The organism is Robertmurraya beringensis (assembly GCF_042433785.1).
GTDB lineage: Bacteria > Bacillota > Bacilli > Bacillales > Cytobacillaceae > Robertmurraya_A > Robertmurraya_A beringensis.
This window is the reverse complement of record NZ_JBHLUU010000031.1, coordinates 1-18,099: the sequence shown is the minus strand read 5'-3', so window position 1 is coordinate 18,099 and position 18,099 is coordinate 1. Positions and strand designations below refer to the sequence as shown.

Sequence of the window (18,099 nt, the reverse complement as noted above, 5' to 3'; positions counted from 1 at the left end):
GGGTGACTGGCTTTATTTTTATGCGTCTATACTTTGTTCGTTTGCTATTTGAGCTCGTTGTTTCTTAGACTTTTTGAAATGTAAAAGCTCATAAATCACGGGTATGACTACAAGAGTAAGTAGGGTTGCTGCTGCTAATCCACCGATAACAACAACAGCTAAGCTTTGTGATACAATGGCACCTGTTTCTGCTTTTTTAAAAAGAAGTGGGAGCATGGCACAGATGGTTGCAATAGCCGTCATTAAAATCGGTCGCATTCTCGTTGCAGTTGCTTCCACAATTGCTTCCCGAATAATCATTTTTTGTTCGTTTTGTTTAATTCGGTCTAATAATACAATCGCATTCGTGACGACGATACCAATCAGCATAAGGGCACCCAATAGAGCCGTTACATCCACAGGAATTCGGCTAATCACTAGTCCAAGCACAGCACCAATCGCTGCAAGTGGAAGGGAGAATAGAATAGCGATAGGAGCTCTTACTGTTTTAAAAGTAATCACCATGATCAAGAAAACTGCTCCGATGGAAACAATCATGGTCATAAATAAATCAGAGAAGTCATTCGCTTGTTGGACGCTAGCTCCTCCAACAAAAATGTCTACATCATCAGGTAGGTTGATTCCACCATTTCCTTGAGCACCAAATATAACCTCATTCATTTCTTTTGAGATGTCTGAAACACGTGCAGAATCAATATTTGCTGTTACTCGAACATATTGGTCTCCATCTTTATGGAAGACACTCGTTGATTCTTCATTTTTCGTAATAGTAGCAACCTCAGAAACAGGGACTAAACCCGTTTGAGTCATAACAGGGATATTGTTAATCTCATCAGCTGTAGATGGGGAAAGCATGGGTTCCAATAAAACAGGTGTGTCTTGTTCTTCTAGTTGGATCATACCAATTGGCATAGCATTCAGCATGGCTGCCAAGCTTTGAGCGGTTTGTTCCGAGTTTACTTTACTGGAGTCCACTTCAAGTGAAAAGACCGTTTTCTTTTCTTCAAAATTGGTAGAAACTTTTTCAACACCATCAATTCCAGAAATCTCATCCTTCACTTTTAATGCCGTTTCTTCTAGATTAGCTAAGGAATCACCCATTACATCGATGGTGATTTGGGAAGATGAGCCAGACATCATCGAACTAGCTGAAACCGTAAGCTCGGCATCGCTATAATTCTCTTTTTCACCTTCAATCAGTTTGATCAAGTGATCCGTATCTTTTTTATCTTTAAGAATAATAGAAAAGCTTGTTGCTGTTGGTGATTTTACATCCCCGTACTGAGCAGCTTCTGCAGAATTCCCCATTTGAGTAAAGTTATGTTCAACTTCTTCTTGCTTAAGAATGAATTCCTCCAGTTTAAGGGATCCTTCCTTTACCTCGTCAATAGGGGTATTATTCGGGTACGTTAAATTGGCCACAATGAAATCGGAGCTAGAGTTATCAATGGCCCCTTTCGGCAACGTTACGTAGGTCACAATCGAGCCTGCAAAAACAAATAATGCTAGGAGAAGGACTGCCCATTTATGATTAAGTGACCAAGTGACAAACTTAATGAACTTTACCGCTGGCTTATGTTCAGGTAGCTTTGTATTTTTCAAAAGACCTGCACTCATGAGTGGGACAACCGTTAAAGCTACGACTAATGAAGCGAGCAGGGAATAGGTAATCGTTAATGCAAATGGAAGCATAATATCCTGAAGGGACCCACTTACAAGACCGATTGGTAGGAATACTGCCACGGTTGTTAAGGTTGATGATGTGATGGCTGTTCCTACTTCTTTTGTTGCTTCTATTACTAAAGGTACGGAGAATTTTTCCTTTTGCATTTTGCGGAAAATATTCTCGATCACTACGATACTATCGTCTACTAAACGACCAACTGCAACTGCCACCCCTCCTAAAGTTAGAACATTAAGTGTAATTCCTGAGCGTGAAAGGAGGAATAAGGTAAAGGCTAGGGACAATGGAATAGACACAATTGTAATAAAAGTCGAGCGAATGTTTCTTAGGAAAAGCATAATAACAATCGTTGCAAACAATGCTCCAAGTAACACTTCCTTCATCATGGTGTGAACAGAGTTTTCAACCATATCCGTTAAGTCTAAAACCACAGTCGTCTCCGATTGACTATACCTTTCGTTCAGTTCCTTAATTGCTTGATCGAGCTCTTTACTGATAGATACGGCATTAGATGCACTATCCTTTGTTACTATTAGGAAAAGACCATCTTCACCATTAATGTGATTCAACGTATCAGAGGGTTCTTGTTTATCAACTGTTGCGATATCCTTTAAACTAACCTCTGGAGATACTTGTAAATTTCTTAGCTCATCTAGGCTATCGATACTACCAATAACCTTAATGTTACTGGATTTACCATCTATAATTTGTTCACCTACAGCCATCGATGAATTCTGTCCTTGTAAGATGGTCATGATGGTTTGAAATGGAATCTGTGTTTGTGCAAGTTTTGCGTTATCTATTTTCACAGATACATAGGAATTCGCTTCGCCCATGGTTTGAATATTAGCAATACCGTCTATATCTTTTAAAACGGGAACAATTTCTTTTTTAGCAAATTCCACGTTTTCAGCCGTTAATCCGTCTTCAAACGTAATTGAAATTTGGGAGATCGGAATCATATTCGTATTTAGTTGAATGATATTTGGTTTTGACACGTTTGGTGGAAGGGAAAGCATGCTCAGTGCCTCTTGTACCTCTAGCTTCGCATCCTTCATATTCGTTTTGGAGTCGTAAAGGATATCAAGCTTTGAATATCCGTCTCCTGTAGTCGAAAAGATATTCGTTTTTCCCTTTACTCCTTCAAGTACCGTTTCCATTGGATTCGTCACTTGCTTTTCCATCGTATCAGAGTCGGTTCCTTGACCGAGCACAACGACTGAAACCTGTGGCTGGTCTGCTGCTGGAAAGAACTCCATAGGTAATGTGGTGTAGCTTAGGATCCCTAAGCCGAGGATCAAGATCGTAAGAATGGATACTGCAGCTTTGTTACGAAAGGCCCACCTTGTAAAAATAGACATTGTAAAATTTCCCCTTTCATGGTAAAAACTATTAATAATCACAAGATGAATCATAACATAATTTGTTCATGAATAAGAACAGTCTCTAGACCGATACGACAATACTTACAAAGACTTAATAAAAGGGTTATCATTAAATTTGATGAAAATTTTTGGTTAAGATTGTTCGTTTTATTGAATTCTATAAAATTGTTATAACTGAAATCTAATTTCACTGTGTAGGAGAATAAGCGGGGAAATTCCGGTTAAATTAGGAAATACTCAAATTTCCTTAAAAATAAGGTGCCTTTTTCCGTTTATATTATCCAAATCGTTTAATTTGGTCATATTCTGAGCATTTAATCGGAATATCTCCGCCTATTTCCGCTATTTAGGCTTCCCTTATATACATTAACAGGAAATTCTCCGCCTATGACCTCTCATGACAACCCGATATNTTCTCAATCCGAAGAATTAGTAATTAAGGCAAAAAGAGCAAGGGTATAAGCCCTTGCTCTACTTTGTTATGCCTTTTTATGCTGTCGTTTCTTCCTTAGCAAATTCTATTTCAAATCCGAGGTCTTGTAGCATTTTGTGATCTGCCGTTGTTTCTTGTCCAGCTGTTGTTAAATAATCACCCACAAAAATAGAATTAGCAGGGTACAAGCCGAGAGGTTGGAGACTTCGAAGATTAACTTCTCGTCCGCCCGAAATCCGAATTTCCTTTGCTGGATTTATAAAGCGCATTAAGCATAGCACTTTTAAGCAATAACGCGGATTTAACTCACTTACACCTTGAAGAGGTGTACCATCAATTGCATGTAGGAAATTAACAGGGATAGAATCAGCATCCAATACTTTTAAGCTTCTCGCCATGTCAATCACATCTTGCTGTGTTTCTTTCATTCCTATAATAACTCCTGAGCAAGGTGAGATACCTGCATTCTTCACTAGCTCGACTGTGTTCACTCGGTCTTCGTATGTATGGGAGGTAGTAATGGATTCATGGTGACTCTCTGACGTGTTAATATTATGATTGTATCTGTCGACTCCTGACTCCTTTAATCGTTTTGCCTGTTGCGAGTTGAGTAGACCCAGGCAAGCACAAACCTTCAGACCGTATTTGTCTTTTATCTCCTCGACGGCAGAAGTGACAATATCCACTTCTTTTTCGCTTGGGCCTCTGCCACTTGCAACAATACAATACGTGCCGGCGTTTAGCTGATAGGCTCGTTCGGCACCTTGTAGAATCGTTTCCTTGTCAACCATTCTGTATTTTTGGATAGGTGCGCTTGAGATACTTGATTGTGCACAGTAACCACAATTTTCTGGACATAATCCTGATTTGGTGTTGATGATCATGTTAAGTTTTACTTTGTTGCCGTAATAATGACTTCGTATTACATAAGCTGCCTGAAGGATTTCAAGCAGCTCATTGTCAGGACAAGTAAGGATATTTAACGCCTCATCATTCGTGAGCTCGTAGCCATTATTTAATACATCAAGAGCAAGTCTTTTCCAATTATTCACCATGTATCCTCTCTTTCCGCTATTAAGCCGTTCTTTTTAAATGTTTGAAGCTACCCTTTGATAAAACTGTTTTTTCTAGTCTAAAAGCAAGAATGGCAGCTAGTGCTGTAAGAATAATATCTTTTGGCATTGGAACGACCATCCAAGACCATGCCATTTGGTAAGTGAAACCTTCAGGGGCCGCCGCCCAAAGTTTGTATGCCGCGTACATCCAATTTGTTCCAAATACATAATTAATAACAAGTCCGACCATAGCAGCTGTGATGAAGCCAGAAAGGGATCGGTTCTTTTCTACGATTTTTCCTACTACAAAAACAGCAATAACATATGAAACAATAAATCCAAAGGTTGGACTCAAGAGACTGGAAAAACCAGCTCCAAATCTAGCGAAAACCGGAACGCCCACCAATCCGACAAGCGCATATACAGTCAAGGAGATCGTTCCCAAACGACTACCAAGAATCAAACCTGCTAAAATAGCAAAAAAAGTTTGTAGCGTAATTGGAACTCCTCCGACCACCAAAAATGGCACAAATGAGGTAATGTTTGCACCTACAGCCATTAATGTAACGAACATGGCTGCTAATGTAAGATCAATTGTTTTTAATTTCATAAAAATAGCCCCTTTTCTTTTTGTATAAGTAAAGCATAAATTTTCAAAGTATTTTTTGTCAACTAAATATTTTTTAGGTTAACAAAAAATAATCGTACCTCTAGAAAAAAAGGGATTTAAAAAAAGCTCAAAAATTTGTCATATTCCTTTCGATAAATCATGTTTCTTTTTCCTCATAACCGTAGTAAAATACGCTTATAAAATGGAAGGGAAGAGACGAGAAAGATGAAGTTTCCTAAAGATGTAATACTTGATTCAGTTGCTGAAAGAAAAAACCACGATGCTTATGGATTAGAATTTGTCCAAGAACTTGGAAATGATGATGCTGGTTACTCAGAAATGGTGGTTATTATTTTTAAATATAAAGATAAATACTACAGTGTAGATATTCATCATGTGAATGGTGAGAATAACTACGATCATTGGGACAATGAGGTGGAATGCCCGGAAGTCGTTCGGAAGGAAGCCATACAATATTATTGGGAAGAAGTTAAACAATAAAAAAGTAACAAGGCATCAAGATGGGCTAAATGACATCTTGATGCCTTTTATTATTCCTTGATTGCGATGACACGAATTCTATTATAATCCGCAATCCATTGGTTATCTTGAAATAATTTTGATTTTAGTTGTTGTTCAACCTTATTTATGATTTCCTCTCGCTCTGTTTCATCTATTCCACGAAAAAAGCTCATTGCGAACATCTTTATCCAGTTCTTTAATCCGTTGGGACCTTCTAGAGGAGTTGGTCTATCATAATGTTGGGCAAGAGTAACTCTGAAACCAACTGCTTCCATTAATGAAGAATATTCACCAATACTTGGATAATACCAAGGGGAATCATTTAGATCACTCCCTAATTGATGCCGAATTTCATCTATGATGGTTTGTACATTCCCTTTTCCACCAAATTCTGCTAAGAATCTTCCGTCTTGTTTTAAGCTTTTGTAGATACATTCTAAAGCTATCTTAGGTTTTTTTACCCAATGAAGAGTTGCGTTAGAAAAAACAGCATCAAATTCATTTGTATAAGGTAGTTGTGTTGCATCTTGGACGAAAAATGGTATTTCAGGATATTTTTCTAATGCTTGTGCAATCATATTATTTGATTTATCTACCCCTATCACTTGGGCCCCCTGATCAAATAACCTTTTCGCCAAATCACCTGTTCCGCATCCTAAATCAAGAATTCGCTCTCCTTTACGGGGTGCCAACCATTCAATAAGACTATTCCCATATTTCGAGACAAATGAGTGATGATTATCGTATAAGTTTGCATTCCATGGATCCTGTTGATGTGCAGTGTTCTCCATCCTCAACTCTCCCTTGCTTGAATTATCGAAATTTTAACATATTTTAGCATACAAGAAAAAGTTTCCATCTGGAATGTGGTATGTTATAAGATAAGCAGTCGAAAAAAGGGGAAATTAAAATAATCTAGCAAGCAGTGATCTGATAAATAAAAATAAAGGAGGAAAACGGTTTGAGTGAAACTACAAAAAAGGAAGTTTATTCTTGGTTTAAATCGATTGTGTTTGCATTTATTGTTGCTTTTATTTGTCGTCACTTCCTATTCTCACCTGCCATCGTTTATGGGGAATCGATGTTACCAACCTTTCAAGAGCATGACCGGCTATTGGTTAGTAAAGTATCAGATGTTCAACGATTTGACCTAATCGTATTTAACGCACCAGATTCAGATGAACGGTATATTAAAAGGGTAATTGGCTTGCCTGGAGATCAGGTAGAAGTGAAAGATGATACCCTTTATATCAATGGGAACCCAATGGAAGAACCGTACTTAGAAGATATAAAGAAAGATCTATTATTAGATAAATTAACTGGAGACTTTACACTTGAGGAGTTAACAGGGGAATCAGTCGTGCCTGATGGAACGTTATTTGTTATGGGAGATAACCGGCTACATAGTAAGGATAGTCGATTTTTTGGCCCAATTCCTATTTCTTCTTTAATAGGAGAAGTGAAGTTACAGATTTATCCAATAAGGAAAATTGGTATTCCCGAATAACTGCTTAGTAAAAACAATTATCTAAAAATAACCTACTTCGAGCCTGGAGTACGGTTATTTTTTTCTGGTGAAAGGATAGTTAATAATAAAAACCCTGTTAGAAAATGTAACACGAGTGTTGGGGGAGTTTTGTAATCGATATATACTGAAACCAACTTAAATCTTTGCAAGTAAATATAGGCTCTCCAAAAAAAGTATCAGTGAGAGCAAAAAGCTGTCTAGGGTTCCGTTGATATGGTGTCCTATCAAGTCTGGTCCAAGAGAGAGCGTATAGAATTTTTTTCTATATACACGGAAGGATAAAAGCCTGGGAGATTCATTCTCTCATTCTTTTATCCTTCTTTTATTTTTTCAAAAACAAAATTTAACTATGAGGTGAAGAGAATGAGAAAAATGAAACATGTATTTTTAGCAGTCGTATTGGTTGGAACAATGTTCTTAAGTGCTTGTGGAAGTTCAACAAAAGAAACCTCTGGAAGTGAATCCAGTGGCAATACCGTTAAAATTGGTTTTAGTGCTCTACCTAGCTGGTACTTATGGCATCTTGTGGATCAAAAGGGTTTCTTTGAGAAATATGATGTTGATGTTGAATTGGTCTATTTTCCAGTCTATGCTGACTCCTTATCGGCCTTAAATACAGGGAAAATCGATGGAAATACTCAAGCATTGTTAGATGCGATTCCCCCTTTAGATAAAGGAATTGATTTAAAAACCATTTTTATTACGGATAATTCTATAGGTGGTGATGGAATTGTTGCCACAAGTGATATTCAATCTGTTGAAGATTTAAAAGGAAGATCTGTGGGTACGGAACTAGGAACGATTGAACACTTTTTCCTACTGACTGCTCTTGAAGATGCAGGTATGACGGAGTCTGATGTGAAATTCACAAACCTGACTGTCCCTGATGCAGGGAATGCTTTCCTATCCGGAAATATTGATGCAGCTGGACTTTGGGAGCCATTCTTAAGCAAAGCAGTTGGCAAGGAAGGCACACATAAACTGGTTACTTCTGCAGATTATCCTGGGTTAGTATCTGACGTCTTTGTTGTTCGAGAAGAGGTTACGAAAGAGAAGAAAGAAGAGTTACAAAGAATAGTAAATGCTTGGTTTGATGCCGTTGACTACTTGGAAAAGAATCCGGAAGAATCCATTGATATTATTGCCAAAGAGGCTGGAATTACTAGTGAAGAGCTAACAGAAGGATTTAAAGGGTTCAAAATGTTTACCCCTGAAGATAATCTTGATTCCTTCAAAGAAGGAAATAGTTACGATTCCTTCTACTATACGGCAGAGAAAAATGCAGAGTTCTTAAAGAGACAGGACTATGTGGATGAAATACCTGACTTCTCCAATTTTGTTGATTCGTCCTTTGTAGAAAATGTTTCAAAATAATAAGAATAGAAGGGGTGAGTGGAATGAAGCTACCAAAAAATAGAACAATAAGAAGCTTAACTTCTATACGTGAAGAGGTTCCAAAAAAATGGTATTTGTTTGGTGTATGTATCACCTTTCTATTACTCTTCCTTTTCTGGGGTGGTATTAGGTTTATTAACATCGTTGACGAAGTTTTCCTGCCAACCCCAAACGGAGTGGTACTTTCGTTAGCTCAATCTTTTGGAAACCCAGAGTTTTGGGAGCATATTGGCATAAGTGTGTATCGCGTATTTATGGGATTTTTACTGGCTTGTGTGATTGGTATTCCACTTGGAATATTAGCAGGAACCTTTAAATTCGCAGAATCCTTTATTTTACCAATGTCAGAGTTTATTCGTTATATGCCTGCAGCAGCCTTTATTCCTCTAATTATGGTATGGGCAGGAATTGGAGAAACAGCCAAGATATTGGTGATCTTCATCGGTTGTTTCTTTCAGCTCATCTTGATGGTGGCCGATGATACCAATCGTATTAGCAAAGATTTGCTTTACGCATCTTATACTCTTGGTGCGAATCGAAAGCAAGTGATTTTCAAAGTCATTATCCCTGCGTTGCTGCCAAAACTCATGACAACTCTACGTTTGATTATGGGCTGGGCTTGGACATATTTAGTCGTTGCTGAGCTGGTGGCAGCGAATAATGGACTTGGCTATTTCATCATGAAGGCACAGAGATTCTTAGATACAGAGTCTATCTTTGTAGGGATTATTGTCATTGGACTATTAGGGCTGATTATTGATAGAGCATTTGCGATCGCGAATAAAAAGTTATTTCCTTGGGTGGAAGGTGGGAATTAAATGGTGACTATTGTACAGCCAAAAGTGGTAGTCGATCCGGTTGATATCGAAATTGAAATCAATGGATTATCAAAAATCTACGAAACGAAAAACAGCACGTTCCAGGCTTTGGAGGATGTTTCTTTATATGTGAAAAATGAGGAGTTTGTTTCCATTTTGGGGCCATCTGGCTGTGGGAAATCAACCATTCTTCGAATATTAGCCGGCCTAGAAGAAGCAACGTCTGGGTCAGTTAAAGTAGCTGGTGAGGAAGTACAAGGTCCAAGCGTCAAGCGGGGGATGGTCTTCCAATCTTATACCCTTTTTCCATGGTTGACCGTTCGGGAGAATATTGAATTTGGTTTGAAGTTAAAAGGTGTTAGCCCGAAGGAACGGAAAGACATTTCCGATAAATACTTAGCGGTTGTTGGTCTTGAGCGGTTTGCCAATTCTTATGGAAAAGAATTATCAGGTGGCATGAAGCAGCGTGTGGCCATTGCCCGTTCATTAGCAAATAATCCAGAGGTTTTGTTGATGGATGAACCGTTTGGGGCACTTGACGCGCAAACGAAGCAGTCCATGCAGCAATTGCTATTAGATATTTGGAAAAAAGAAAAAACAACCATTGTCTTTATTACCCACGACATTGATGAATCGATCTTTCTATCCCAACGAATTTATGTAATGGATGCTCGTCCTGGGAAAATTAAAGAAGAAATTAATGCAGATCTTCAACTATTTAAGAATGGCGAACTAGTCGAAGTGGACCGATTTATGAAACTTAAGAAACATATCATTACGCTACTCAAGCATTGATGATGGATTAAAAGGAGGAAATTAGGATGACACATGTTTGGTCGACCATTCTTTCTCCTGGTGGAAAATGGTCAGGGTTTATAAAACGAGGGAAATGTATTCGTTTTACTGCACTGGAGGAAGGTGCGAATGTATCCGTTCTTTTTTATAACGCAAGGGATTTAACCGAGCGCTATGTCATGTCCGACACACTAAAGTCTCAGTTTACAAGCCATTTAACAAAAGGTCATGTTCTTTTAAGTGATAATGGCCGAGTGTTGGCAAGTTTTTTAGAAGATAGTGTTGGCTGGCATGATCCGATCGCTGGATGTACGACTCGTGAGAAAACGGATGCTAAATATGGAGTAACCACCTATCAAATTCAGCGAAACGAGTATTTTCGAAGTGGGCGAGAAAACTTGATTACCGAGCTTGCTCGAAATGGCTTAGGGGCACGTGATTTAGTACCAGTAGTCAATTTATTTTCTAAAATCACTACAGATGAAAATGGTCAATTAACCTTTCAAAAAAATCATTGTCCTAAAGGTGCTACAGTGACCTTAAGAACGGAGATGGATCTTTTAGTTGTCCTCTCCAATACACCTAATCCTCTAGATCCAAAGACAGAGTTTCCGGCTGTACCTGTCCAAATGGAGGTTTCCTCTTCTCCCCAAGTAGAAGAGGATGACATATGTGTGAACAATCGTCCCGAAAATCGACGTGCATTTGAAAATACTTGGGCTTATTACGATTTATACTGAATACTTTTTTCGAAGAAGGAGGGTCAAACAATGCCTGTTCTAACGAAAGTGGAAAGTCCCCGAGACACGAAGGATGCGATATATAGTGAAACCATTTTGGCTGGGAAAGGATTTATGCAAAAGCTTCTACCCGGACAAGTAATAAGAATTGAAGACATAGAAGGAAACCAATCAGTGGATGCTTTGTTTTATGATGCGGACAATCCAGACGATCACTATAGCACCGTTTTAACCATTGCTGAGCAGGAGAATATGTACCTTAAGACCGGTTCGACCTTACTTGCGGAATCAGGTAAAGAACTCGTCACTATTGTTGCAGATACGGTTGGTTGCCATGATGCTTGGTTTAGTTTTTGTTCTGCCCAAAGCAATACGGTCCGCTATGGACATGACAAGATTGATATGCATAACTGTCGTGATACCTTTTTGCTTTTGATGGAAGAAAATCAAGCGGGATATACAAAAAGAGATCTACCGCCAAGCGTTAACTTCTTTTGTATTGTACCTTTTACTCAGGATGGTGCCATTGAATTCGTTGATGGTATTTCTGCACCTGGAAGCTATGTTGAGCTAAAAGCGAAATGTAACACAATGGTCCTTCTTAGCAACTGCTCCCAGCTGAACAACCCATGCAATGACTACAATCCTACACCTATTAAAGTCTATATCTGGGAATCGTAGAATGTGAGTTTACTTAAATGGCCTTTTTAACGGAAATGTAATTCATTAAAGGGAGGAATTATTCTGGAGAAATATATTGATCTAAACTGCGATATGGGAGAAAGCTTTGGCCTGTATAAGTATGGTGCTGATGAGGAGCTCATGCCATTAATAAGCTCGGCTAATATTGCGTGTGGTTTTCATGCGGGGGACCCACATGTCATGCGCGAGTCTGTCGAGTTGGCCGTTCAATATGGTGTAAGGGTGGGAGCGCATGTAGGATTACCCGATAGATTAGGCTTTGGTCGTCGTGAAATGAAAGTTAAGCCACAAGAGATCTACGATTATACTCTTTATCAGCTCGGAGCTCTTACTAGTTTCTTGCAAAAGAGTCATACATCATTGTCTCATATTAAACCGCATGGTGCTCTTTATATGATGACAGCTGAAAAAAGAGAGCTAGCGGAAGTAACGGTGGAAGCCGTTTTGGACTTCAATCGTGAAATTGAGATCTATACATTACCAAATTCAGAGCTTTATCATGCGGCAAAGGAAGCAAAATTAAAGGTAGTGAGCGAATATTTTGCTGATCGACCGTATGTGAATAATTATGTGAAAATGTTCGGCTGGACATTAGAGGAAATTGGACAGCCAAACACAATGGCCAAAAGAGCTTTGCAGTTGTTGGAGGAAAGCCCTGTTGAAACGATTTGTGTGCATAGTGATACGCCTAATGCACCAGCAATTATGAGATCGGTTCGAGAAGCCTTATTAGAAAAGGGCTGGCAAATAGGAAGGAAATCGTTAATAGTTAAGTAAGTTGAAAATTCCTTCTATATGAAGATAATAAAGAAATAACAAGCACCAAAGTATAATCGCTAATATGAGAAGTGAGTGTTTTAATAGTTTCTTCATAATATTAGTTTGGAAAGTAATGTTAGAAATATTCCAAACTACATGAGAATTTTTTACTGTTACCAACTAGCATATGAAAAGGTGTCAGACATAGATTCTGACACCTTTTTGATTCTCTATTTTTTCACTTGTCTAAATACCCATTCAATCATTTCTTTCTTTTCATACGCAGGTACCCATGAAGCATGGTTATATCCCTTCTCTGTTGGATATTCTGTATAAATTGGATTCCCACCAGCATTTTTAATCGCTGCGATAATGTTTTGTGAATAAGATACTGGAATGACAACATCATCTACGGCATGAAATGCCCAAATAGGTTTATTTACAAGCTGTGAGGCTTGAGTCGGATCTCCACCACCAGCAATTGGTACCATGGCAGCAAATAGGTCAGGATATCTTATATTTAGATTGAAAGTACCAAATCCACCTTGAGACAATCCAGTAGAGTATAGTCGTTTGCTATCAATATTATATTCACTTCTAACCTTTTGAAGAATGTCGTAGGCAGTACCTAAGTCTTGAGAGAACTCGAACACTCTGCTTAGATTAATATTATTATTTGTGTCTCTAGTGATTCCAAACCCACCATCGTGTACATTACGGGCTTGAGGGGCAAGGACAAAAGCTTGATGCTTTGCTTGATTTTCAGGAGCTGCCCAAATTACCGCACCATCATTGGCTAAAATTTGTTTTTCGTTATCATTGCCTCGCTCTCCTCCTCCATGCAGGAACAGGACTAGCGGGTACGAATTTGATGGATCGTAATTTTCAGGTACATAAAGGCGATAAGGCATGTTATTGTAGGTGAAACTTAGGAACTTTGAAGCGATATCTTCTTTGGTTGTGAATGTATAAGTGAACGTGGATACCTTACTTTTTGCACCATTACTAACTTCGTTTGCAATACTATTGTTCTTAACTTCTATTAACATAGTAAAATACAAGGCTAATCATAGAATATAAGCGCTTTCATAAAAAGATAGCCTTTTTCCTTTTTTCTTAGGAAAAAGTTTGCGAATCCTATTAAAACAGGAAAGAGCTACATTTTCATGCAGCTCCTTTATAAAAAAGGGTTCTATCCTCCTGGTAGTTAAGACTCAATTTTTTTCACTCCATACCCGACGATCCAAATGATGCAACCGCATAAAAGGGAGGCCCACCAAGAAAGGGAAAAGGAAGGTCCAACCTCTGGCATAAGTTTACTAACAGCAATGATTATACCCATTGATACACTCCCATAAATTCCTGCTTTTATCATATCCTTTTTATTATTCTGCTTTTCAAGGAAGAGTGAGTCCTTAATAATTTTAAAAATATACCAAACTCCAAAGGAAATACTAGCTAAAATTACGCAAATAACAATGATAGAGGTAAGCGGATATACCGTTGTGGTTATTTCTTTGAATTGGGACCCTATAAGAATAACGATAGAACGTATGATTAACATATAACTTATGATATTTAATGCAAGACCACTTATGAATGGAAGTGCTTGACGCTTTTTTTCCTTAGGAAGGTTCTCGATGATCTCATCAGCGTACTGCTTAGGATTTAGACCAAAGATATCTTTGGCTGTTTTACCTTCGTTTTGAGCCTCTAATAAATGATCGAGCATTTCCATTAACACTTCCTCCGACTGTTGCTCCGAAAGGGTTAACTGCAGTCGAATGTATACCAGCATGTCACTATAATATTTTTCGTTCTCTTTGGTTAATCTGTCGCGCTTTCGATTATTTTCTTCAATCAGTTGCTTTGCTTTCATGATTATTCCTCCTTTGAAATAAAGAATGAACGGGAAGAAAAACCTGCTCCCACTCTAATGCGATAGTTTCTAGCGTCTCTTTTCCAGCATCTGTTAGATAATAATACTTTCGATTTGGTCCGGATTCAGACGGCTTCATTTCTCCCCGAATGAGACTGTTTTTTTGAAGTCGAAGAAGAACAGGATAGATGGTTCCTTCACTCACATCACTTAAACCAATGTCTTGGAGCTTTTTGGAAAGTTCATAACCATAAACAGCTTCCTTCTCGATTACCGCTAAAACGCAGCCATCCATAATCCCTTTTAATAACTGACTTCGAAAAGACATAAAGCATACCCACTTCCTGGTACTTTGCATAACAAGGTAGCTAATGAAAAAATAACTACTTTGTTATACATGGTAGTTATTTTTATTGTAAGTAATTGGTTATTATTTGTCAATATGGAAAAAAACCTTGCTGTTTTTAGGTTATATTTACATGTATAGATTCTTGTTTTTACGGAGACATTTTGGCAGTATAAGAGAGGATTATAACTAGTTTGATCGGAGGAAATGAAATGGCTAATTTGCCAAATTGTCCAAAGTGCCAATCGGAATACACATACGAAGATGGTCCATTATATATATGCCCAGAGTGTGGACATGAATGGACTGCAGAAAGTGAAATAAGTGAAGAGCAAAAGGTAGTGAAGGATGCAAATGGGAATGTACTAAACGACGGTGACACTGTTTCCGTTATTAAGGATTTAAAAGTAAAGGGCTCGTCATCAGTGATTAAGATCGGTACGAAGGTGAAAAATATTCGTCTTGTCGAAGGCGATCATGATATTGATTGTAAAATTGATGGATTTGGTGCCATGCAGTTAAAATCAGAATTTGTAAAGAAAGTATAGCATAAGAATGGATTGATTAAAGCCGTATAATACATATTTGTGGTATTTACTGGATATATAAGGATATACTAGTAGTAAGGGAACATCCATATGGTCTTCTAGTTCTCATTTGTAGAAGGCAAGAGACCCTTAGGAAGGATGGCCAAAAATGACAGTAATCGGTTACCAAGCTCAAGTAGCAGATGGAATTAGAAAAAAAGGAATCAAAAGAATGAACTCCTTTTTTAAAACACCTGAAGAAGCAGTAGAAGAGGCTTTTTCTTTAAAGGAAAAGTTGGATACAAGATACAAAAATAAAATCAAGTGGGATTATAATAAGAAAATTACAGGTACACTTGAAAAAATGAAGATACTTAAGGGGTATTTAGATGGAGATGAAGATTCTAGTGCTTTTTATCTTCAGATCACTACCTCAGAGATTCAGAGAAATTTAATATTAGCTTCTCCTAGTAAGCCCAAAAAGTTTACTGCGAATGACAAAAAAGTGATGACTAAAGTAGCTAAAATATTTGTATAATTTTTTTCCTATGTGGTTGGAGAATATATGTAATTAATACTTATCATTGTTTTATTGCTCATAACCTGTTATTCTTAGAAAGAATTATTTTTGTTCGGTCTGTAAGGAAAAAATAGTGAAAGCTTTTTCGCCTTTGATTTCTCATTGAGCAATGATAGTATTATATTGTGGAGTATTCCACGCAGGAGGAAACAACATGCAACAAGGTACAGTAAAATGGTTTAATGCAGAAAAAGGCTTCGGTTTTATCGAGATTCAAGGTGGAGAAGATGTATTTGTTCACTTCTCAGCGATTCAAGGTGAAGGATTTAAATCTTTAGACGAAGGTCAAAAGGTTACTTTTGATACTGAGCAAGGTCAACGTGGACTTCAAGCTACTAACGTAAAAAAAGCATAAATATCATATAAGAAGAAACAGATGGTAAACTAACCATCTGTTTTTTTATATCTTTAATATAAATAAGTAGTGCTAAAACCTTTATGGTTTCAGCACCACTTTTATTATTCATACACTTTAAATGTATTAACCATTGCTTGAAGGTCTTCAGCCATTTTTGCTAACGAGTGTGCGGAAGCTGTGATTTCTTCCATCGAAGCAAGTTGTTCCTCAGCTCCAGCAGCCACCGTTTGGGAACCTGATGAAGATTCTTCGGTTTTCATAGAGATATCAAATATACCCATGGCAACCTGCTCCACGCTTGAAGATAACTGCTTAACAGCGGCAGAAACTTCAACCGATTGTCTTGATACGTCCGCTGCAGAATGAAGAATTTTCTCAAAAGATTTACCAGTATCATTAATTAGTACAAGACCAGTTTGTACTTCCGTTGTACATTTATCCATTGATACAACTGCATTGGAGGTACTGCTTTGGATATCATGTATTAAATGTGTAATTTGTTCAGCAGAACGTCGAGATTCCTCAGCTAATTTTCTTACTTCATCAGCCACCACAGCGAAGCCTTTTCCATGTTCCCCAGCTCTCGCAGCTTCAATAGCTGCATTTAAAGCAAGTAAGTTTGTTTGGTCTGATATTCCGGAGATAACAGCTAAGATTTTCTCTATCTCAGAAGAACGTTCTCCTAAGTCCTTAATAATACCAGATGACGTTTGTACGGTTTCGTTGATAGATCCCATTTGATCTATGGTTTTCTTAAGTGCGATATTTCCTTTTTCTGATTCTTCGGTTGTTACATTTGAATGATCAGAAACTTGCGTAATCGAATCCGCAATATTTGTAATGCCAATTGCCATTTGCTGTGTTGACACAGATACAACTTCTGTACCCTTTACAGATGCTTCACCGTTAGCTGCCATAATAGAACTAGCTTCAGCAATTTGTTCTGCGGCTTTATTGGTTTGTTCAGCACTAGCCATTAGCTGCTCAGAAGAAGCGGCAACTTGGTCTGACGATTCACGAACCATCATAATTAGTGATTTAATTTGGGTGATCATTTCATTAAATGATTTTGAAAGGGACCCTATCTCATCTCTTGAATCATAGTCGCTTTGTACGGTTAAATCTCCATTTTTCGCTTTCTGCATTAAGTATTCCATTTTACGAACAGGTCCGTAAATCAATTTTGAAATTATCCAACTGATTGCAGCAAAGATAATTAAAGCAACAGCTATAAATAGAATCATAGTAAGCGAAGAGGTTTCTATAAAATCTTTATTCTCCTCATTTACGTTCTTTGCTTCTGTACCGTTAATTTCTATTAATTTTGTATAATGCTGGTTAATCTCATCTAAAATCGGTCCAGTTTCTTTTTCGTATATTTCATAGGCATCAAAATTTTGGTTCTTTAAAGTTAGTGTCACTATTTTCTCTTTAGATTCTTGAAGGTTTTGTGCTAAGTCATTAACCTTTGAAATAAGTTCATTCTCTTCTTTATTCGTTGTTTGATACGTTTCTCTAATTTCACGATTCATTTGGAGTGTTGCTTCCATATCGTCTATTAGTTCGTTTTTATGGCTTGTATCCCTGGAGGCCATAAGTTCTACTAGGTTGGTCTGTACGTCCTGAGAATTGGTTTTTAATAAGCTAACAGTTTGAATCGGTTGAAGCTTCATCTCGTATAAATCTGTAAGTTTATTCCCCATACTAGCAAGTTGGAAAACCCCCATTCCTCCTACTGTTAAAAGGCTTACAAAAGTTATTGCAGATAATAAAAGCATTTTTTGTACTATTTTTAAATTCTTAATCCATTTCATCGACGGTTGCTCCTTTTGTAGTTTAATATTTTTCGATGAATTATCACTAGTGTTGCATTAATTTAATTTCACTATTAAAAATACTCAAAATGTTCAACTTTATTATATTGTGCAAAGAAAAAGTCCTTTATAATGGATAAGTCAGGTGGTAACCCGTCCAAATCCACTA

19 protein-coding genes and 1 riboswitch are annotated in these 18,099 nt (G+C 37.6%); of the genes, 11 read left to right on the top strand and 8 right to left on the bottom strand.

The window, feature by feature from the left end; all coding sequences use genetic code 11:
• Positions 1-18: 18 nt before the first annotated feature.
• The 3 genes from ACFFHF_RS10440 to ACFFHF_RS10430 form a co-directional block, all read right to left on the bottom strand.
• On the bottom strand, positions 19-3,045 hold the full coding sequence (locus ACFFHF_RS10440; protein ID WP_377058070.1) for an efflux RND transporter permease subunit: 3,027 nt from the start codon (positions 3,043-3,045) through the stop codon (positions 19-21).
• Between the two features lie 513 nt (positions 3,046-3,558).
• On the bottom strand, positions 3,559-4,554 hold the full coding sequence (gene bioB, locus ACFFHF_RS10435) for a biotin synthase BioB (protein WP_340902634.1): 996 nt from the start codon (positions 4,552-4,554) through the stop codon (positions 3,559-3,561).
• 22 nt (positions 4,555-4,576) lie between these two features.
• Positions 4,577-5,167 carry a biotin transporter BioY gene (locus tag ACFFHF_RS10430; RefSeq protein ID WP_377058069.1) on the bottom strand — a complete coding sequence of 197 codons (591 nt, stop codon included), beginning with the start codon at positions 5,165-5,167 and terminating at the stop codon, positions 4,577-4,579.
• Between the two features lie 225 nt (positions 5,168-5,392).
• On the opposite strand from ACFFHF_RS10430, the gene ACFFHF_RS10425 reads away from it, so the two are divergent.
• On the top strand, positions 5,393-5,668 hold the full coding sequence (locus ACFFHF_RS10425) for a hypothetical protein (protein WP_160549160.1): 276 nt from the start codon (positions 5,393-5,395) through the stop codon (positions 5,666-5,668).
• 50 nt (positions 5,669-5,718) lie between these two features.
• Here ACFFHF_RS10425 and ACFFHF_RS10420 read toward each other — a convergent pair whose 3' ends face one another.
• Complete coding sequence (locus ACFFHF_RS10420) at positions 5,719-6,480, bottom strand: class I SAM-dependent methyltransferase (protein ID WP_377058068.1); 762 nt, start codon at positions 6,478-6,480, stop codon at positions 5,719-5,721.
• A gap of 170 nt (positions 6,481-6,650) precedes the next feature.
• Here ACFFHF_RS10420 and lepB point away from each other — a divergent pair, with 170 nt between their 5' ends.
• The 7 genes from lepB to ACFFHF_RS10385 all read left to right on the top strand — a co-directional run bounded on the left by lepB (position 6,651) and on the right by ACFFHF_RS10385 (position 12,444).
• The gene (gene lepB, locus ACFFHF_RS10415; protein ID WP_160549158.1) at positions 6,651-7,196 is read left to right on the top strand and encodes a signal peptidase I; all 546 of its coding nucleotides are present in this window, start codon (positions 6,651-6,653) and stop codon (positions 7,194-7,196) included.
• A 207-nt stretch (positions 7,197-7,403) separates the two neighbouring features.
• Positions 7,404-7,512: riboswitch (guanidine-I (ykkC/yxkD leader) on the top strand.
• A gap of 68 nt (positions 7,513-7,580) precedes the next feature.
• Positions 7,581-8,591, top strand: coding sequence for an ABC transporter substrate-binding protein (locus tag ACFFHF_RS10410; RefSeq protein ID WP_340902635.1), 1,011 nt, complete (start codon positions 7,581-7,583; stop codon positions 8,589-8,591).
• A 23-nt stretch (positions 8,592-8,614) separates the two neighbouring features.
• Positions 8,615-9,430, top strand: a complete 816-nt coding sequence (locus ACFFHF_RS10405) for an ABC transporter permease subunit (protein ID WP_160549156.1) — start codon at positions 8,615-8,617, stop codon at positions 9,428-9,430.
• Positions 9,431-10,225 (top strand): ABC transporter ATP-binding protein, encoded by a 795-nt coding sequence (locus ACFFHF_RS10400; RefSeq protein WP_377058067.1) that lies wholly within the window; start codon positions 9,431-9,433, stop codon positions 10,223-10,225.
• 26 nt (positions 10,226-10,251) lie between these two features.
• Entirely contained in the window at positions 10,252-10,965 is a 714-nt protein-coding gene (locus ACFFHF_RS10395) for an urea amidolyase associated protein UAAP1 (protein ID WP_377058066.1), read from the top strand.
• 30 nt (positions 10,966-10,995) lie between these two features.
• Positions 10,996-11,646 (top strand): DUF1989 domain-containing protein, encoded by a 651-nt coding sequence (locus ACFFHF_RS10390; protein WP_160549153.1) that lies wholly within the window; start codon positions 10,996-10,998, stop codon positions 11,644-11,646.
• Positions 11,647-11,703: 57 nt separating this feature from the next.
• A complete protein-coding gene (locus tag ACFFHF_RS10385; protein ID WP_377058081.1) occupies positions 11,704-12,444 on the top strand; it encodes a LamB/YcsF family protein in 741 nt (246 codons plus the stop codon).
• A 212-nt stretch (positions 12,445-12,656) separates the two neighbouring features.
• On the opposite strand, the gene ACFFHF_RS10380 is transcribed toward ACFFHF_RS10385, so the two are convergent.
• The 3 genes from ACFFHF_RS10380 to ACFFHF_RS10370 form a co-directional block, all read right to left on the bottom strand.
• Positions 12,657-13,475, bottom strand: coding sequence for a carboxylesterase family protein (locus ACFFHF_RS10380; RefSeq protein ID WP_160549152.1), 819 nt, complete (start codon positions 13,473-13,475; stop codon positions 12,657-12,659).
• A gap of 158 nt (positions 13,476-13,633) precedes the next feature.
• On the bottom strand, positions 13,634-14,305 hold the full coding sequence (locus ACFFHF_RS10375) for a DUF1129 family protein (protein ID WP_160549151.1): 672 nt from the start codon (positions 14,303-14,305) through the stop codon (positions 13,634-13,636).
• Entirely contained in the window at positions 14,283-14,633 is a 351-nt protein-coding gene (locus ACFFHF_RS10370; protein ID WP_160549150.1) for a helix-turn-helix transcriptional regulator, read from the bottom strand. Before ACFFHF_RS10370 ends, ACFFHF_RS10375 begins: the two co-directional genes overlap by 23 nt.
• Before the next feature lie 230 nt (positions 14,634-14,863).
• On the opposite strand from ACFFHF_RS10370, the gene ACFFHF_RS10365 reads away from it, so the two are divergent.
• The 3 genes from ACFFHF_RS10365 (at position 14,864) to ACFFHF_RS10355 (ending at position 16,113) form a co-directional block, all read left to right on the top strand.
• Positions 14,864-15,199 carry a zinc ribbon domain-containing protein YjdM gene (locus ACFFHF_RS10365; protein ID WP_160549149.1) on the top strand — a complete coding sequence of 112 codons (336 nt, stop codon included), beginning with the start codon at positions 14,864-14,866 and terminating at the stop codon, positions 15,197-15,199.
• A gap of 148 nt (positions 15,200-15,347) precedes the next feature.
• Entirely contained in the window at positions 15,348-15,716 is a 369-nt protein-coding gene (locus tag ACFFHF_RS10360; protein ID WP_377058065.1) for a hypothetical protein, read from the top strand.
• Between the two features lie 196 nt (positions 15,717-15,912).
• The gene (locus tag ACFFHF_RS10355; protein ID WP_066056568.1) at positions 15,913-16,113 is read left to right on the top strand and encodes a cold-shock protein; all 201 of its coding nucleotides are present in this window, start codon (positions 15,913-15,915) and stop codon (positions 16,111-16,113) included.
• A gap of 104 nt (positions 16,114-16,217) precedes the next feature.
• On the opposite strand, the gene ACFFHF_RS10350 is transcribed toward ACFFHF_RS10355, so the two are convergent.
• Entirely contained in the window at positions 16,218-17,930 is a 1,713-nt protein-coding gene (locus ACFFHF_RS10350) for a methyl-accepting chemotaxis protein (RefSeq protein ID WP_377058064.1), read from the bottom strand.
• Positions 17,931-18,099: the final 169 nt, after the last annotated feature.

Bases quoted from the DNA above. Each gene is read 5' to 3' on its own strand.
- ACFFHF_RS10440 (WP_377058070.1), bottom strand. From the start codon at position 3,045: ATGTCTATTTTTACAAGGTGGGCCTTTCGTAACAAAGCTGCAGTATCC.
- ACFFHF_RS10430 (WP_377058069.1), bottom strand. From the start codon at position 5,167: ATGAAATTAAAAACAATTGATCTTACATTAGCAGCCATGTTCGTTACA.
- ACFFHF_RS10425 (WP_160549160.1), top strand. From the start codon at position 5,393: ATGAAGTTTCCTAAAGATGTAATACTTGATTCAGTTGCTGAAAGAAAA.
- ACFFHF_RS10420 (WP_377058068.1), bottom strand. From the start codon at position 6,480: ATGGAGAACACTGCACATCAACAGGATCCATGGAATGCAAACTTATAC.
- ACFFHF_RS10410 (WP_340902635.1), top strand. From the start codon at position 7,581: ATGAGAAAAATGAAACATGTATTTTTAGCAGTCGTATTGGTTGGAACA.
- ACFFHF_RS10405 (WP_160549156.1), top strand. From the start codon at position 8,615: ATGAAGCTACCAAAAAATAGAACAATAAGAAGCTTAACTTCTATACGT.
- ACFFHF_RS10400 (WP_377058067.1), top strand. From the start codon at position 9,431: ATGGTGACTATTGTACAGCCAAAAGTGGTAGTCGATCCGGTTGATATC.
- ACFFHF_RS10395 (WP_377058066.1), top strand. From the start codon at position 10,252: ATGACACATGTTTGGTCGACCATTCTTTCTCCTGGTGGAAAATGGTCA.
- ACFFHF_RS10390 (WP_160549153.1), top strand. From the start codon at position 10,996: ATGCCTGTTCTAACGAAAGTGGAAAGTCCCCGAGACACGAAGGATGCG.
- ACFFHF_RS10380 (WP_160549152.1), bottom strand. From the start codon at position 13,475: ATGTTAATAGAAGTTAAGAACAATAGTATTGCAAACGAAGTTAGTAAT.
- ACFFHF_RS10375 (WP_160549151.1), bottom strand. From the start codon at position 14,305: ATGAAAGCAAAGCAACTGATTGAAGAAAATAATCGAAAGCGCGACAGA.
- ACFFHF_RS10370 (WP_160549150.1), bottom strand. From the start codon at position 14,633: ATGTCTTTTCGAAGTCAGTTATTAAAAGGGATTATGGATGGCTGCGTT.
- ACFFHF_RS10365 (WP_160549149.1), top strand. From the start codon at position 14,864: ATGGCTAATTTGCCAAATTGTCCAAAGTGCCAATCGGAATACACATAC.
- ACFFHF_RS10360 (WP_377058065.1), top strand. From the start codon at position 15,348: ATGACAGTAATCGGTTACCAAGCTCAAGTAGCAGATGGAATTAGAAAA.
- ACFFHF_RS10355 (WP_066056568.1), top strand. From the start codon at position 15,913: ATGCAACAAGGTACAGTAAAATGGTTTAATGCAGAAAAAGGCTTCGGT.
- ACFFHF_RS10350 (WP_377058064.1), bottom strand. From the start codon at position 17,930: ATGAAATGGATTAAGAATTTAAAAATAGTACAAAAAATGCTTTTATTA.